The sequence below is a fragment of the Roseateles sp. FW305-36 genome (genome assembly GCF_058787015.1).
On record NZ_JBYSZK010000004.1, the window covers coordinates 352,158 to 367,170 of the forward strand.

11 protein-coding genes are annotated in these 15,013 nt (G+C 68.8%); 4 read left to right on the forward strand and 7 right to left on the reverse strand.

Annotated elements, in window-relative coordinates; all coding sequences use genetic code 11:
- Nucleotides 1-37: 37 nt before the first annotated feature.
- Complete coding sequence (locus tag AC3WOE_RS10270; RefSeq protein WP_492690217.1) at nucleotides 38-2,032, reverse strand: SDR family oxidoreductase; 1,995 nt, start codon at nucleotides 2,030-2,032, stop codon at nucleotides 38-40.
- 181 nt (nucleotides 2,033-2,213) lie between these two features.
- Here AC3WOE_RS10270 and AC3WOE_RS10275 point away from each other — a divergent pair, with 181 nt between their 5' ends.
- Together AC3WOE_RS10275 and AC3WOE_RS10280 are read left to right on the forward strand one after the other, a co-directional pair.
- A complete protein-coding gene (locus AC3WOE_RS10275; RefSeq protein WP_492690218.1) occupies nucleotides 2,214-2,924 on the forward strand; it encodes a phasin family protein in 711 nt (236 codons plus the stop codon).
- A 25-nt stretch (nucleotides 2,925-2,949) separates the two neighbouring features.
- Nucleotides 2,950-4,191: a patatin-like phospholipase family protein gene (locus tag AC3WOE_RS10280; protein ID WP_492690220.1), complete on the forward strand. Its 1,242-nt coding sequence runs from the start codon at nucleotides 2,950-2,952 to the stop codon at nucleotides 4,189-4,191.
- Here the strand turns inward: AC3WOE_RS10280 and ubiM are convergent.
- Genes ubiM through AC3WOE_RS10310 form a run of 6 tightly spaced genes read right to left on the reverse strand, consistent with a single transcriptional unit; the run spans nucleotide 4,188 to nucleotide 11,275 of the window.
- Complete coding sequence (gene ubiM, locus AC3WOE_RS10285; protein ID WP_492690221.1) at nucleotides 4,188-5,339, reverse strand: 5-demethoxyubiquinol-8 5-hydroxylase UbiM; 1,152 nt, start codon at nucleotides 5,337-5,339, stop codon at nucleotides 4,188-4,190. The two genes, AC3WOE_RS10280 and ubiM, sit on opposite strands and share 4 nt — an antisense overlap.
- A 44-nt stretch (nucleotides 5,340-5,383) precedes the next feature.
- On the reverse strand, nucleotides 5,384-7,153 hold the full coding sequence (locus AC3WOE_RS10290) for an ABC transporter ATP-binding protein (RefSeq protein ID WP_492690222.1): 1,770 nt from the start codon (nucleotides 7,151-7,153) through the stop codon (nucleotides 5,384-5,386).
- Nucleotides 7,143-8,924: an ABC transporter ATP-binding protein gene (locus tag AC3WOE_RS10295; protein WP_492690223.1), complete on the reverse strand. Its 1,782-nt coding sequence runs from the start codon at nucleotides 8,922-8,924 to the stop codon at nucleotides 7,143-7,145. Before AC3WOE_RS10295 ends, AC3WOE_RS10290 begins: the two co-directional genes overlap by 11 nt.
- A gap of 27 nt (nucleotides 8,925-8,951) precedes the next feature.
- Nucleotides 8,952-9,545 (reverse strand): GNAT family N-acetyltransferase, encoded by a 594-nt coding sequence (locus tag AC3WOE_RS10300; RefSeq protein WP_492690225.1) that lies wholly within the window; start codon nucleotides 9,543-9,545, stop codon nucleotides 8,952-8,954.
- Between the two features lies 1 nt (nucleotide 9,546).
- Nucleotides 9,547-9,861, reverse strand: a complete 315-nt coding sequence (locus tag AC3WOE_RS10305; protein ID WP_492690227.1) for a hypothetical protein — start codon at nucleotides 9,859-9,861, stop codon at nucleotides 9,547-9,549.
- A 1-nt stretch (nucleotide 9,862) separates the two neighbouring features.
- Nucleotides 9,863-11,275 carry a sodium:solute symporter gene (locus AC3WOE_RS10310; protein ID WP_492690228.1) on the reverse strand — a complete coding sequence of 471 codons (1,413 nt, stop codon included), beginning with the start codon at nucleotides 11,273-11,275 and terminating at the stop codon, nucleotides 9,863-9,865.
- 105 nt (nucleotides 11,276-11,380) lie between these two features.
- Here AC3WOE_RS10310 and AC3WOE_RS10315 point away from each other — a divergent pair, with 105 nt between their 5' ends.
- Both AC3WOE_RS10315 and AC3WOE_RS10320 read left to right on the forward strand, forming a co-directional pair.
- On the forward strand, nucleotides 11,381-14,455 hold the full coding sequence (locus tag AC3WOE_RS10315) for an ExeM/NucH family extracellular endonuclease (protein WP_492690229.1): 3,075 nt from the start codon (nucleotides 11,381-11,383) through the stop codon (nucleotides 14,453-14,455).
- 29 nt (nucleotides 14,456-14,484) lie between these two features.
- On the forward strand, nucleotides 14,485-14,973 hold the full coding sequence (locus AC3WOE_RS10320; RefSeq protein WP_492690230.1) for a PEP-CTERM sorting domain-containing protein: 489 nt from the start codon (nucleotides 14,485-14,487) through the stop codon (nucleotides 14,971-14,973).
- Nucleotides 14,974-15,013: the final 40 nt, after the last annotated feature.

Sequence of the window (15,013 nt, forward strand, 5' to 3'; positions counted from 1 at the left end):
GCCCGGCCGAAGCCGGGCCTGGGCAGAGTGTCTCTGTTTAGAAGTGAATCCCGCGCATCATCTGCTGCAGCGCGATGGCTTCCGGCGACAGGCCGCCGCCCTTGCTCTTGTCGCCCTTGGCCGCGTCGCTGTCCGGGAACATGCGGAAGGTCGTGTTCATGACGATCTGCGCGATGCGCGGTGCCGCGGCGTGCAGCATCTCGCCCGAGATGCCCAGGCGGGTGGCGATGCGCACCGGCTTGCTGATGCAGGCCTGGGCGATCATGTCGCCGGCCTCTTCCGGCGACAGCGTCGGCACGTTGTTGTAGATCTTGGTGGGCGCGATCATGGGCGTGCGCACCAGTGGCATGTTGATGGTCGTGAAGGTGATGCCGGTGTCGGCGAACTCGCTCGAGGCGCAGCGCGTCCAGGCGTCCAGCGCGGCCTTCGACGCGACATAGGCCGAGAAGCGCGGTGCATTGGTCAGCACGCCGATGGAGCTGATGTTGACGATATGGCCCTTGCGCTTGGCCGCCATGCCGGGCAGCAGGCCCATGGTCACGCGCAGGCAGCCGAAGTAGTTCAGGTCCATGGTCCGCTGGAAGTCGTGGAAGCGGTCGTAGCTGGACTCGATGGCGCGGCGAATGGAGCGGCCGGCGTTGTTGATGAGGAAGTCGACGCCGCCGAAGTTGGTGGTGCACCACTCGATCAGGTCGGCGCAGCCCGCCTCGTCGGCGATGTCGCAGGCGAAGGCATGGATCTGGGCCTGCTTGCCGGCCTTCTCCTTGATCTCCTTGACAGCTTCGTCGAGCTTGGCCTGGTCACGTGCGCAGATCAGCGTGATGGCGCCGGCCTCGGCGAACTTGATGGCCGCGGCCAGGCCGATGCCCGAGGAGCCGCCGGTGACCAGCACCACCTTGCCGCCGGTCGCGCCCTTGAGCGAACGATCGATGAAGAGATCGGGATCGAGATGACGCTCCCAGTAGTCCCACAGCCGCCAGGCGTAGTCGTTCAGGTCGGGGCAGGCGATGCCCGAGCCCTTGAGCGCGGCCTCGGTGTCGCGGCAGTCGAAGCGGGTCGGGTAGTTGATGAAGGTGAACATGTCCTCGGGCAGGCCGAGGTCCTTCATGACGGCATTGCGGATGCGGCGCACCGGCGCCAGCGCCATCAGGCCCTTCTTGACGCTCTTGGGGATGAAGCCCATCAACGCGGCGTTGATGAAGAGGTTCATCTTGGGCGCGTGGGCGGCCTTGCTGAAGATGTCCAGCACGTCGCCGACGCGGTAGCCCTTGGGGTCGACAAGGTGGTAGCAGCCGTGGCCCTTGCTGACCTTGTGCGAGATGTGGTCCAGCGCGTCGACGACGAAGTCCACCGGCACGATGTTCATGCGGCCGCCTTCCAGGCCGACGCTGGGCATCCACGGCGGCAGGATCTGGCGCATGCGCTGGATCAGCTTGAACACGTAGTAAGGACCGTCAATCTTGTCCATCTCGCCGGTCTTGGAGTCGCCGACGACCATGGCGGGGCGATACACCGTCCAGGGGCGCCTGCACTCCTTGCGCACGAGCTTCTCGCTCTCGTGCTTGGTCATGAAATAGGGGTGATCGAGGTTCTCGGCCTCGTCGAACATGTCCTCGCGGAACACGCCTTCGTACAGGCCCGCCGCGGCGATGGAACTCACGTGATGCACATGCCCGGCGTCGATGGCCTGGGCGAACTCCACCATGCTGCGGGTGCCTTCGATGTTGACGGCGACCTGGGACTCCTCGTCGGCCGAGAGGTCATAGACGGCGGCGAGGTGGTAGAGGTGGTCGATCTGGCCCTTGAGGCTCTTGATCACGTCGGCGGCGACGCCCAGCTTCTTGCCGGTCAGGTCGCCATAGACGGGGATCGCGCGGGTCTTGCTGGCGCCCCAGTACTCGAGCAGGTCGGGCAGCTTGCCGGCGCTCTCCTCGCGCATCAGGAAGTAGACCGTGCTGCCGCGACGCGCCAGCAGCTTCTTGACGAGCCGCTTGCCGATGAAGCCGGTGGCGCCAGTGACGAAATACTGCATGTGGGTCTCCTGCTTGTGGATTTGGACGTTTCGAGCCGATTCTTGACCAGGGTTTGGAGCGCTTTGCTGCGCGGTTTCCCCAGGAGCCATCGTAGAGCGCACTCACTAGGAATCGGCGTGCTGGACGAGAAAGCCGCCGCTACAGTGCGTCGGCAATTCGCTAACTCGCAAGGACACCCAAATGGTCAAGAAGCTTCAGAAGATGGCTGACAAGAAGAAGGCTGCGGCCGCCACCGGCTTCCCGGCTGGCCTGCTCGACGGCGACATGGCCAAGAACGTCAAGGACAGCGCCCAGCAGATCTGGGCCGCCGGTCTCGCCTCCTTCGCCAAGGCCCAGGGCGAAGGCTCCAAGGTCTTCGAGGCCCTCGTCTCGGAAGGACTGAAATTGCAGAAGAAGACCCAATCCGCCGCTGAGGAAAAGCTCAGCGCCGTGGCCACCAAGGTCAGCGGCATGGCCGGTGATGTCGGCGCCAAGGCCGGCCAGCACTGGGACAAGCTGGAAAGCATCTTCGAAGCCCGCGTCGCCAAGGCCCTGAAGACCCTGAACGTGCCCTCCGCCGGCGACGTGCAGAGCCTGATCAAGCGCATCGACGACCTGGCCGTGTCGGCCGGCCTGAAGAAGGCCGCTCCCGCCAAGGCGGCCAAGAAGGCCGTCGTCAAGAAGGCTGCCGCCGTGAAGAAGGCCGTGGCCAAGAAGGCCCCCGCCGCCAAGAAGGCCGTCGTCAAGGCCGCCGCTCCGGTGAAGGCTGCCGTCAAGGCTGCTGCCAAGAAGGCGGCTCCCGCCAAGAAGGCCGCCGCCCCGGCGAAGAAGGCCGCTCCGGCCAAGCGCGCTCCGGCCGCCAAGAAGGCTGCTCCCGCAGCCGCCCCGGCCGCTGACGCTGCCCAGGCCTGAGCACCACTAGCGACTCTCTCCGACCATGAGCCACCCAAGGATTGGGCTGGCCTTGGCGGGCGGAGGCCCACTGGGCGCCATCTATGAAGTTGGCGCCCTTTGTGCTTTGGAGGAGGCCGTCGGCGGCCTCGACTTCACCGCCTGCGACGGCTATATCGGCGTCAGCGCGGGCGGCTTCATCGCCGCCGGCCTGGCCAACGGCATGACGCCGCGCCAGCTCTGCGCCGCCTTCATCGAGAACACCGCCGAGGCGCCGGACCGCTTCGACCCCGCCGAGCTGCTGCAGCCGGCCTGGGCCGAATTCGGCGAACGCCTGCGCCTGCTGCCCGGCCTGCTGGCCGACGCCGCCCGCGAGGTGCTGCTGGAAGGCCGCTCCGTGCTCGGCGCCATCGAGCGCCTGGGCCGCGTGCTGCCCACCGGCCTGCTGTCCAGCGAGCGCTTCGGCGAGGCCCTGACGCAGGTCCTTTCCCAGCCCGGCCGTACCAACGACTTCCGCGAGCTGAAGCACCGTCTGGTGCTGGTCGCCACCGACCTGGACAGCGGCGACGCCATTCCCTTCGGCAGCGAGGGCTGGGACCATGTGCCCATCTCCCAGGCCGTGCAGGCCAGCGCCGCCCTGCCCGGCCTCTTCCCCCCGGTCGAGATCGACGGCCGCCACTATGTCGACGGCGCGCTGAAGAAGACCCTGCACGCCTCCGTGCTGCTGGACCGCGGCCTGGACCTGCTGATCTGCCTGAACCCGCTGGTGCCCTACGAGAGCAACCGCCTGTCGCCCCGCGACGCGCGCTCGCGCCGGGCCCGGAAGCTGGCCAGCAAGCTGGGCCGCCCGGCCGTCAAGGCCCTGCAGCCGCGCATCCACCGCCTGGTGGACGGCGGCCTGCCGCTGGTGCTGTCTCAGACCTTCCGTTCGCTGATCCACTCGCGCCTGGCCCTGGGGCTGAAAGGCTATGAGCTGACGCATCCACAGACCGACATCGTGCTGTTCGAGCCCGATCCGCGCGACGCCGAGCTCTTCATGGCCAACACCTTCAGCTATCGCCAGCGCCGCCATCTCGCCGAGCATGCCTACCAGGCCACGCGCGAGCTGCTGCGCGAGCGCGCCGCGGTGCTCAAGCCCCAGTTCGAACGCGCCGGCCTGACGCTGCGCGAGGACGTGCTGGCCAGCCGCGAGGCCCGCCTGCTGCCCGCGCCGGGCGAGACCCCCACCGAGCAGGCCCTGCGCTCCCTGCGCAGCAGCCTGACCGTGCTGGAAGCCCGGGCCCGCTAGGCGTCCACCAGCCGCCGCGTGATCGCCGCCCGCAGCGGCGGCAGATGACGGGCGATGTCGATGACGGCCCGCCGCAGCGCCAGCACCGGCGCGCGGTCGTCGGTGAAGAAGCGCACCAGCGCATTCGTGCCGGCGTACAGCGGCCCGGCCTCGCGGCGGTGCTCGGCCTCGTAGGCCAGCAGGGGCCCGAGCTCGCCGGGATCGCGAGCCGCATCCAGTCGCCCGGCCAGGGCCTCGATGCCATAGAGGCCCAGGTTGTAGCCATGGGCCGTCACCGGATGCATGCCGACGGCGGCATCGCCGATCAGCGCGAAGCGCGGCGCCACGAAACGCTCGGCCCAGACCGCCACCAGCGGGTAGACATGGCGGGCGCCGTCCACTCGCATCGCGCCCAGCCGCCCCTCGGCGGCTGACCGGATGGCGGCCGCCAGAGCGGCATCGTCCATGGCCGCCAGGCGCGGCAGCTCCGCATTGACGACGGTCCACACCGCCGAGCTGCGCTGCCCGTTCATCGGCAACAGGGCCAGCGTGTGACCCTGCAGAAAGCACTCCTGGGCCAGGCCCTGGTGATCGACTTCATGGGCCAGCGGCACCAGCAGCGCGCTGCGACCGAAGTCGCGATGGCGGGCGCCGATGCCGGCCAGGCGGCGCAGCGTCGAGAAGCGGCTGTCGGCGGCGACCACCAGCTGCGCTGCATGCACCTCGCCACAGCGGGTGCGCAGGCGTGCCTCGACCGCCCCAGTCTCGAAGCCCACCACCGTACGCCCACAAAGCACGGGCACGCCGCGCTCGCGCACACCGGCCCAGGCCGCCGCGCGCAAGTGGTGGTTGGACACCAGCCAACCCAGCTCCCGGCCCCCGGCCTCGAAAGGCAGGGCCGTGCGCGAGCCGCTGGAGCGCACGCTGGCGCTGCGCAACGGTGCAATGTCGGGCAGGCGCTGCCACAGGCCCAGGCCCTGCAGCAGTCGGCGCGAACGATGGGTCAGCGCGATCTCGCGACCGTCATCCGACGGTGCAGCCAGCACGGCGCCATCGGCCTGTTCCAGCACCTGGACGGCGAGGCCACGGTCATGCAGGGCACAGGCCAGCGCGAGACCCGCCGGGCCGGCGCCGCTGATCAGCACCTGGGGTGAATTCGAAGCAGACATGGTCGCAGCCTAGGTGGCCACGGCAGGTCCCGCCTTGACCCAGGTCAGGAGGCCTCGGAATCGCCCTCGCTCTCCTCCAGCGTCTGCAGCTCGACGAGGCGGCGGTACAGGCCACCCTCGAGGGCCATCAGGTCTTCGTGGCGGCCGCGCTCCTGCAGATGCCCGTGGTTGAGCACCAGAATCTGGTCGGCCGCGCGGATGGTGGACAGCCGGTGCGCGATGGCCACCACCGTCACACGCCCATGCAGGGCCGTCAGCGCCTGGCCGACCAGCTGCTCGGTGGCGCTGTCGATATTGCTGGTGGCCTCGTCCAGGAACAGGATGCGCGGCGCCCCGGCCAGGGCGCGCGCCATCGCCAGCAACTGCTTCTGCCCGGTGGACACGCGGGCGCCGCCCTCACCCAGCCTGGTCTCATAGCCCTGAGGCAGGGCGAGGATGAAGTCATGCGCTCGCGCCGCCTTGGCGGCGTCCTCGACGTCCTCGTCGCTGATGCCGGAGCGGCCCATGGCGATGTTGTCGCGCACGCTGGCCGACATCAGATAGGGCTCCTGCGGCACCAGGCCCACGGCGTCGCGGAAGGCCGCGTCGGGCACGCTGGCCAGGGCCTGGCCGTCCACGGTGATGCGACCTTGCTGCGCGGTGTAGAAGCGCAGCAGCAGCGACAGCAGCGTGCTCTTGCCGCTGCCGGTGTGACCGACGATGCCGACAAACGTGCCGGCCGGAATGTCCACATCCACGCCATGCAGCACCGGCCGCGCCGGGTCGTAGCCGAAGCTCAGCCCCTCGATGCGGATGCTGCCCTGGGCGATATCGCGCCCGTCCTGGGCTGGCCCGCGGTGCTCGTCTTCCTCCAGCAGCGTGCGCACGCGCGACGCTGCCACCATCGCCTGCTGCAGCTGGCCGAACTGCATGGTGATCTGGATCAGCGGCTCGACGACACGGGCGATATAGCTGAGGAAGGCATAGAGCAGGCCCACCTCCAACCCCGACAGCTCGCGCCGGCCGAAGCTGTAGATGACGGTGACCAGCAGCAGCACATTCATCAGGTCCAGGGCCGGGCGCAGCAGCCAGGCGTTGGCCCGCAGCTCGGCGATGCGCGACAGGCGGTGCTCGGCATTGGTGGTCTCGAAGCGTGTACCGAAGCGCCCCGCCGCGCCGCTGGCCTGCAGCACGGCCATGCCGGCCATGCTCTCGGCCATCTGGGCATTGATGTCGCTGCGCAATTGGCGGGTGCGCGCCACGGCCGGCGCCGACAGCTTCTGGTAGCCCAGGATGATGACCACCATGGCCGGCACCAGGGTCGCGACGATGAGCATCAGCCGCCAGTCCAGCCAGGCCATGGCCACCAGCGAGCCGAAGACGACGATGGTCGAGTCCAGCATCACATACAGCACCTGGCGGTAGAGCTGGTTGACGGCCTCGGTGTCGTTGGTGACGCGGCTGACGAGCTGGCCGGTGATGGCCTTGTCGAAGAAGGCCATGGGCAGGGCCAGCACATGGGCATAGACACGCTCGCGCAGCCTCAGCACCGAGCGCCGCGCCACGCCGGCCATGCGCGACAGCTGGGCATAGCGTATCCATGTGGCCGCGAAGCCCACCAGCAGCACCAGCCCCAGCAGCGTGCCCATTTCGCCGATGTCGTAGCGGCCGGGCAGCAGGTGGTGGTCGATATAGCGCTTGCCGAGGATGGGGCCGATGGCCTCCAGCGCGGCGGCGATGACCAGCCAAAGGCCGCCGCGGACCAGATGCGGCTTCTCCGGCCGGGCCGCATCCAGCAGCAGGCCGACGCTCTTCCAGGGTTGTTCAGGCCGCATCCAGGCTCGCTTCAATCTGCTGATAGCGCCATTGCGCCGCGTACCAGCCGCCCAGGGCCAGCAGCTCGGCATGGGTGCCGCGTTCGATGACATGGCCCTGCCTGAGCACGACCACCTCGTCGGCATCCATGACCGCTGACAAGCGGTGGGCGATGACGATGACGCTGCGGTCGGCGCGTGCGGCGCGCAGCTCGCGCAGGTGGTCGAGGATGGCCGTCTCGGTACCGGTGTCGACGGCCGACAGCGCATCGTCCAGCACCAGCAGCGAGGCATCCGACAGCAGGGCCCGCGCAATGGCGACGCGCTGGCGCTGGCCACCCGACAAGGTCACGCCGCGCTCGCCGACCTCGGTGGCGTAGCCGTTGGGCAGGCGGGCGATGTCGTCATGCACGGCGGCCAGGCGCGCCGCCGCCTCGACCTCCTCGCGAGTGGCGCCGGGCCGGGCCAGCGCGATGTTGTCGGCCACCGAGGCCGAGAACAGGAAGGGCTCCTGGGGCACCCAGGCGATATGGGCGCGCAGTGTGGTCAGCGGCAGTTCGGGCAGAACGACACCCCCCAGCATCAGCCGGCCCGCATCGGGTTCGGCCTGGCGCAGCAGCAGGCGCACCAAGGTCGACTTGCCGGCACCCGTCGCACCGACGATGCCCAGCGTCTTGCCCGGCGCGAGCTTCAGGTCCACGCCTTCCAGCGCCGGCCGCTTGGCGCCGGGGAAGCTGAATGTCAGGCCGTCCGCGCGCAGGCTCGTGTCGGCGGGCAGGGCCGCCCTGCCCTCGTCCTTCAGCGTCAGCGGCGCATCCAGCACCGGCGCCAGCCGCGTCCAGGCCGCGCGGCCGCGCTCCAGCAGGGCCAGCACCCAGCCGGCCGCGAACATGGGCCAGATCAACTGGCCGAGGTACATGGTGAAGGCGGTCAGCTGGCCGATGCTGATCTCATGGCGCGCCACTAGCCAGCCGCCCACCGCGAGGGCGATGGCCGTCGCCGCGCCCAGCGTCATGCCGACGGCGGGCTCGTAGGCGGCCTCCCAGCGCTGTGAACGGAAACTCGCTTCGGCGGCCTTCTCGGCCAGTTCGCCGAACTGCGCCTCGCTGCGCCCCACCAGGCCCAGGGCGCGGACGGTGCGCACGCCGGAGAGGCTTTCCTGCACCTGCTGGTTCAGGCCGCTGAAGGCGCCGAGCGAGTCCTGCGCCGCCTGGTGCAGATGACCCGAGATCCACCAGAAGGCCAGCCCCATCAAGGGGAAGGGCACGAGGGCGGCAAGACCCAGGCGCCAGTCGATGCCCAGGGTCATCATGGCCAGCACCAGGATCAGGGTCTGGCTGCCGTCGAAGCCCGCCAGCATGGCCTCGCCGGCAGCCTGCTCGACGGTGTCGATGTCGTTGGTCGCCAGCGCCATCAGGTCGCCGGTGCGCTGAGACTGGAAGTAAGCCGGCCCCTGCAGCGCGAGGCGCCCGAAAAGCCGCATGCGCAGCCGGGCGCCGAGGCGGAAGGCTGCCTTGAACAGCGTCAGCCGCCAGCCGGCACGCAGCAGGTAGATGACGAGGCCGGCCCCCACGAGCAGGCCGAGTTGCTGCAGCAATGCCGCGCCGCGCAGATGGCCGGCCACCAGGGCGTCGACGACATGGCCGACCTGGCGCGGGATCAAGACCGTCAGCACGGCGATGCAGCTCAGCATGGCGCCGGCAGCGGCATAGGCGCGCCAGTGCTCGCGCACGAAGGCGGCGAGCATGCGGGTGAGACTGGTGGGGGCGGGAGAAACGGCGGGGGCAGACATGCAGGGGTGCAGTGTCGCCGCGAAGGCCTAGGCGGGTTCGGGGCGGTCCCTCGATACCAGGGCCAGATAGTCGGCCATCGTGCCGCCGGCCAGGGGCTTGAACATGACGCGCAACTCGTTGAGCTGGTTGCCGATCTGGTAGCCGCTGCGGATGCGGGTCTCGACGAAGCCGCGCGACATCCAGAAACGCTTGCCGCGCGCATTGCCGACCACGACGCCCAGCCGCAACCAGCGGGCACCCGACTGGAAAGCCCAGGCCTCGACGGCGTCGTAGAGCCGCCGCGCGTCGCCCGAGCCCCGGCGCGCACCATCGACCATGAAGGTGCTGACGTTCCAGACCGTCGGCGCAAAGATATCTGAGACGAGGTTGGCCATGGCGACGAGCTCGCCGTCGGGCCGGGCAAAGCCGACGACCCACTTCTTCGTGTGCGGGACGCCCTCGGGCAGCAGGCCCTCGATCTCCTCGCGGGCCTCGTCAGGCCCGGCGGGCTCGCCCTGCACGATGAGGAAGTAGTCCGGGTTGGCCTCGAAGAAGCGCTGCAAGGCCGGGGCGTGCGAGGCCGTCAGCTCGACGGCACGGACGCCGTCGATGGGTGAGGCCGGAAGGACTTCCCCTGTCACGCTAGCCCTGCCAATGGATGTCCTCGCGGATTTCGACGACCGCGCAGCCCTCGATCAGTTCGAACTCCAGATAACCCGCATGCTCGGAAAACACGGCCGCCTGGCGTTCCAGCGGTTTGACCACGACGAAGGCCGAGCTGATCTTGTGCGTGCAACCGAAGGGGTAGCGGATCTCGACCCAGCGCTCGGGGCTGAAGTCGTAGGCGCTCAGGCCACGCTCCAGCAGCTCGGCCTCCGGTCGACCCACCTTCATGGCCACCTCGGCGACCCAGTCGCGCAGCACTTCTTTCCAGGGCCGCAAGGGCTTCAAGGTCATTTCAGGACTCATGCGATGTTCTCCCGCGGGCCGCCACCCACAGGCCTGCCCACGTCAGTAACCCATTCAGCAGCAGCAGTTCCAGCCCGATCTGATAGCCGCCCCAGGGCTGGCCGAAGTCCAGCACGGCGCACAAGGCCGGTGCGGCCAGACAGGCCACCAGCAGGGCAGCGCCCGACACCCGCCTGGGCGTGAACAGCGCGAAGGCGAACAGGCCCAGCAGCGGCCCATAGGTGTAGCCCGCCAGCTTCAGGATCAGATAGATCATGCTGGCACTGTCCAGCGCCTTGAAGCCCAGCACCAGCACGAGGAACAGCGCAGCGAAGCCGAGGTGCACGCGCCGGCGCGTGCCCACATCCTCGCGCGGGATGCGCAGCAGGTCCAGGCAGGTGCTGGCCGTCAGCGCCGTCAGCGCGCCGTCGGCACTGGGCAGCAGGGCCGACACCAGGGCAAGCACGAAGACGACCTGCACCCAGGCCGGCAGGTATTGCATGACGACGGTCGGGAACAGCGCGTCGCCGCTCGCGGCCAGGCCGTGCTCGCGGGAAAACAGCGTCAGCAGCCCGCCCAACAGCAGGAAGGCCGCGACGACGACGAGCATCAGCACAGCCAGCACCCCCATGTTCTTCTGCGCGTCACGCAGCTTCGCGACCGACAGGCTCTTCTGCATCATTTCCTGGTCCAGGCCCGTCATCGCGATGGCGATGAACATGCCTGCCGGCAGGGCCTTGGCGGAAAAGTCGCGGCTCATGGGGTCGGCCACCCAGATGCGGTCGAGGCCCGCGGTGTCGAGCCGGGCCAGCGCGCCGCTCTGCCACAGCAGCGCCACGCAGACGAAGAGGCCGGTCAGCATGCCGGCGGTCTGCAGGGTGTCGGTCCAGACCAGGGCCTTCACGCCGCCCTCGACCGTGTAGAGCAGGATCATCATCAGCACGACCGCCGCGCCGACGGCGAAGGGCACGCCCAGCGGCTGCAGGATCAGCGTGTGCAGCACCGCCACGACGAGATAGAGCCGCGCGGTGGCGCCCAGCGTGCGGCTCAGCACGAAGAAGGCCGAGCCCAGGCGCTGGGCCGACGGGCCGAGGCGGTCGCCGAGCAGGCCGTAGATGGAGGCCAGCTTCAGGCGGTGGTAGGCCGGCAGCAGCACGAGGGCGATGACGGCATAACCGGCCACCTGGCCGAAGGCGATCTGCAGATAGCTGAAGCCGTTAGCGGCCACCGAGCCAGGCACGCTGATGAAAGTGACGCCGGACAACGACGTCCCGATCATTCCGAAGGCGACGACCGGCCAGGGACTTTCCCTGCCCCCCACATAGAAACCCTCAGCCCCCGAACCGTGCGAGACGCACCGCGCCAGCACCAACAGCCCGGCGAAATAGGTGAGAACCCCGAACAAAAGCAGTGCAGGCGACATGGGCCGGGATGATGCCCGAGGACACCCCCTCGAATGCGGTGGATCAAAACGTCATGAAGGATCAATAGGATGCGCCCCGTTTTGGGCAATTTTTACTAACCCGTCATGCAAATGAAAACCCTGGTGTCCCTTCTCGCGGCGGCGTTTGCTGCCCCCGCCGTGCTGGCCTCGACCAGCGGTGTCGTCATCAGCCAGGTGTATGGCGGTGGTGGCAACTCCGGCGCCACCTACAAGCGGGACTTCATCGAGCTCTTCAACGCAGGTTCGGCGCCTGTCGCGATCGGTGGCTGGTCGGTGCAGTACGCATCGAGCGCGGGCAGTACCTGGGCGACAACGGCAATCCCTGCCGGTGTGACCCTGCAGCCGGGCCAGTACTACCTGGTCGCCGAGGCCCTGGGCGCCGGTGGCACGGTGGACCTGACCGCTGACATCACGGGAACCATCCCCATGTCGGCCACGGCAGGCAAGGTGGCCCTGGCGCGCAGCCTGACCGCCCTGGCCGGCGTGGCCCCGACGACGGCGGAAGACATCGTCTCGTTCGGCACGGCAGCCACGGCCACCGAAGGCAGCCCCACGCCGACGCTGAGCAACACCACGGCGGCCCTGCGCGCCAGCAACGGCTGCACCGACACCAACAACAACAGCGCCGACTTCGCGACCGGCGCGCCCACCCCCCGCAACAGCGCCTCGCCGCTGGTGAGCTGCGGCAACGGGCCGGTCAACCAGCCCATCGTGCCGAACTGCCCGGACGGCGCCACCGCCGCCGGCACGGCCGTCAGCTTCAACGTGACGGCCACCGACGCCGACAGCCGCGTCAACGCCGCCAGCAAGATCGAGGCACCCACCGCCTGGCCCAGCGGCATCACGCTGGGCAGTTTCGTGGCCGCGACCTCTGCTGGCGACACGGCCACCCAGGCCATCAATGTCGCGGGCAACGTGCCGGCCGGGAGCTACACGCTCAATCTCAAGTGGGACAACGACCAGGCCCAGACGGCCAGTTGCACGTTCAAGGTCGGCGTCACCGGCATCACCGCCATCTACAACATCCAGGGCAACGGCGCACAGAGCCCCATGCTCGGCCAGGCCGTGACCACCACGGGCGTGGTCACCAAGGTGATCAACAACGGCTTCTTCATGCAGGACCCGCTGGGCGATGGCAACCCGGCCACGTCGGACGGCATCTTCGTCTTCACCAGCACGGCACCGACGGTGTCGGTGGGCCAGGCCATCCAGCTGTCGGCCACCGTGGCCGAGTTCAACCCCGGCACCGCCGGCAACACCAGCACGGCCACGCGCCCGATGACGCAGCTGACCGGCCCGACCGGCATCCTGGTCCAGAGCAGCGGCAACGCCATCAGCCCGATCGAGGTCGACCTCGCGACGCTGCCCACGAACGGCCTCGAGGCCTTCGAGGGCATGCTCGTCACGCTGCGCGGCCCGTTGACCGTGCAGCAGAACGCCTTCCTGGGCCAGTACGGCCAGCTGACCATCGCCGCCGGCCCGCGCCTGAACACGCCGACCAACGTGCTGCGCCCCGGCCCCGACGCGCTGGCCCTGCAGGCCGACAACCTGCGCCGCAGCATCCTGCTGGATGACGGCACGACCCGCCAGAACGTCAACCCGACCCCTTACATCGGCCAGGACAACACCATCCGCGCCGGCGACACCATCGACTCGGTCACCGGCGTCATCGACTTCGGCCTAGCCACGTCCAGCACCAGCGGCTTCGGTCTCTACCGCATCCAGCCGATCGTGGACCCGAACTTCTCGCGCACCAACCCGCGCACAGCCACGCCCCAGGTCAGCGGCGGCAATGTGCGCATCGCCAGCGCCAACGTGCTGAACTTCTTCACCACCTTCACCGACGGCACCAACTACCTCGGCCAGACCGGCCAGGGCTGCTCGCTGGGCAACTCGGTGTCCAAGTCCAACTGCCGCGGCGCCGACAACTTCACCGAGTTCCAGCGCCAGCGCGCCAAGACGGTGGCCAACCTCTCCGGCCTGAACGCCGACGTCGTCGGCCTGATGGAGATCCAGAACAACGGCGACACCACGGTGCAGCATCTGGTCGACCTGCTCAACGCCCAGATGGGCGCGGGCACCTATGCCGTCGTGCCGCAACCCGCCCAGGGTTCGAGCGACGACGCCATCCGCGTCGCGATGATCTACAAGCCGGGCAAGCTCACGCTCAGCGGCGCGTCCATCTCTGACCCGGCCCCGATCAACAACCGCGCGCCGTTTGCCCAGGCCTTCACGACGCCCAACGGCGCCAAGTTCGCCGTCATCGTCAACCACCTGAAGAGCAAGGGCTCCTGCCCTGGCGCCAACAGCCCCGACGCGGACGATGGCCTGCAGGGCTGCTGGAACGCGACCCGCGTGCAGCAGGCCGTGCAGCTCAAGACCTTCCTGAGCCAGGTGCAAGGTACGACCGGCGCCCAGGACGTGGTGCTGCTGGGTGACTTCAACTCCCACGGCCAGGAAGACCCGATCGACACGCTGACCAGCGGCGGTGCCATCGTCGACGCGGTGGCCCACTTCGACCCGGCCGACTGGAGCTACATCTTCGACGGCGCCTCGGGCCGACTCGACCATGGCCTGGTCACGGCCGGCCTGCTGTCCAAGGTGGTCTATGCGACGTCCTGGCACATCAACGCCGACGAGCCCATCGTGCTGGACTACAACACCGAGTTCAAGGTCTTCGGTGCCAACACGACCGGCAGCCCCGACTACTACACGCCGACGGCCTATCGCTCGTCTGACCATGACCCCATGGTCATGGGCTTGAACCTGGTCAAGAACATCACCGGCACCAACGGCCGCGACACCATCGTGGGCACGCCGGGCGACGACATCATCGAAGGCGGCCCGGGCGCCGACACGCTGACCGGCAACGGTGGTCGCAACCAGTTCGTCTACGGCAGCATGCTGGACGCCGGCGACGTCATCACCGACTTCACCGTCGGCATGGACACGCTGGTGCTGACCAAGCTGATGGCGTCCCTGGGCATCGTCAGCGCCGATCCGCTGGCCAGCGGCCACGTGACCTGCACGGCTTCGGCAGCAGGTGCCGTCATCAACATCGATGCCGATGGCAGCGCCGGCGCGGCCAAGGCCAAGCCCCTGCTGCAGCTCAAGGGCGTGGCCTGCTCGGCCATCAACGCCTCCAGCTTCAAGTTCTGAGTCCCCGCATTTCCAGGAAGAACAACATCATGATCCGCAAATCCTTGCTGGCCCTCGCGGCCTTGACCCTGGCCGGTGCGGCCCTGGCTTCGCCCCACAGCATCACGGGCAGCTTCGACAGCAACCCCGGCGTCAACGTGCTGACCGGCTCCTTCGACTTCGACGATGCCCAGGTCGCCGCGGGCGGCTTCGATGGCGCCTTCGACCTGACCTCGCTGAACTTCATCTTCAATGGCGAGAGCTTCTCGCTGGCCCAGGCCGCCTTGAACAGCGCCTATGTGCAGTTCGACGGCGGCACGCTGACGGGCCCCAACGGCTTCTTCACCACCGCAGGCGGCGACTCGCTGGAACTGCAGTCCTTCTTCGGGTCGAGCAATTTCACCTTCAGCACCGCGCGCGGCGATCAACTGGGCACGCTGACGGTGTCCGCCGTGCCTGAGCCGGCCAGCCTGGCCCTGGTGCTGGGTGGCCTCGCTGCGGTCGGCGCCGTCTCGCGCCGCTTTCGCAAGGCGGCCTGAACGGCTTCGCAGTCGATAGAACGGCCCGCCTCGGCGGGCC

Bases quoted from the DNA above. Each gene is read 5' to 3' on its own strand.
- AC3WOE_RS10270 (WP_492690217.1), bottom strand. From the start codon at position 2,032: ATGCAGTATTTCGTCACTGGCGCCACCGGCTTCATCGGCAAGCGGCTC.
- AC3WOE_RS10275 (WP_492690218.1), top strand. From the start codon at position 2,214: ATGGTCAAGAAGCTTCAGAAGATGGCTGACAAGAAGAAGGCTGCGGCC.
- AC3WOE_RS10280 (WP_492690220.1), top strand. From the start codon at position 2,950: ATGAGCCACCCAAGGATTGGGCTGGCCTTGGCGGGCGGAGGCCCACTG.
- ubiM (WP_492690221.1), bottom strand. From the start codon at position 5,339: ATGTCTGCTTCGAATTCACCCCAGGTGCTGATCAGCGGCGCCGGCCCG.
- AC3WOE_RS10290 (WP_492690222.1), bottom strand. From the start codon at position 7,153: ATGCGGCCTGAACAACCCTGGAAGAGCGTCGGCCTGCTGCTGGATGCG.
- AC3WOE_RS10295 (WP_492690223.1), bottom strand. From the start codon at position 8,924: ATGTCTGCCCCCGCCGTTTCTCCCGCCCCCACCAGTCTCACCCGCATG.
- AC3WOE_RS10305 (WP_492690227.1), bottom strand. From the start codon at position 9,861: ATGACCTTGAAGCCCTTGCGGCCCTGGAAAGAAGTGCTGCGCGACTGG.
- AC3WOE_RS10310 (WP_492690228.1), bottom strand. From the start codon at position 11,275: ATGTCGCCTGCACTGCTTTTGTTCGGGGTTCTCACCTATTTCGCCGGG.
- AC3WOE_RS10315 (WP_492690229.1), top strand. From the start codon at position 11,381: ATGCAAATGAAAACCCTGGTGTCCCTTCTCGCGGCGGCGTTTGCTGCC.
- AC3WOE_RS10320 (WP_492690230.1), top strand. From the start codon at position 14,485: ATGATCCGCAAATCCTTGCTGGCCCTCGCGGCCTTGACCCTGGCCGGT.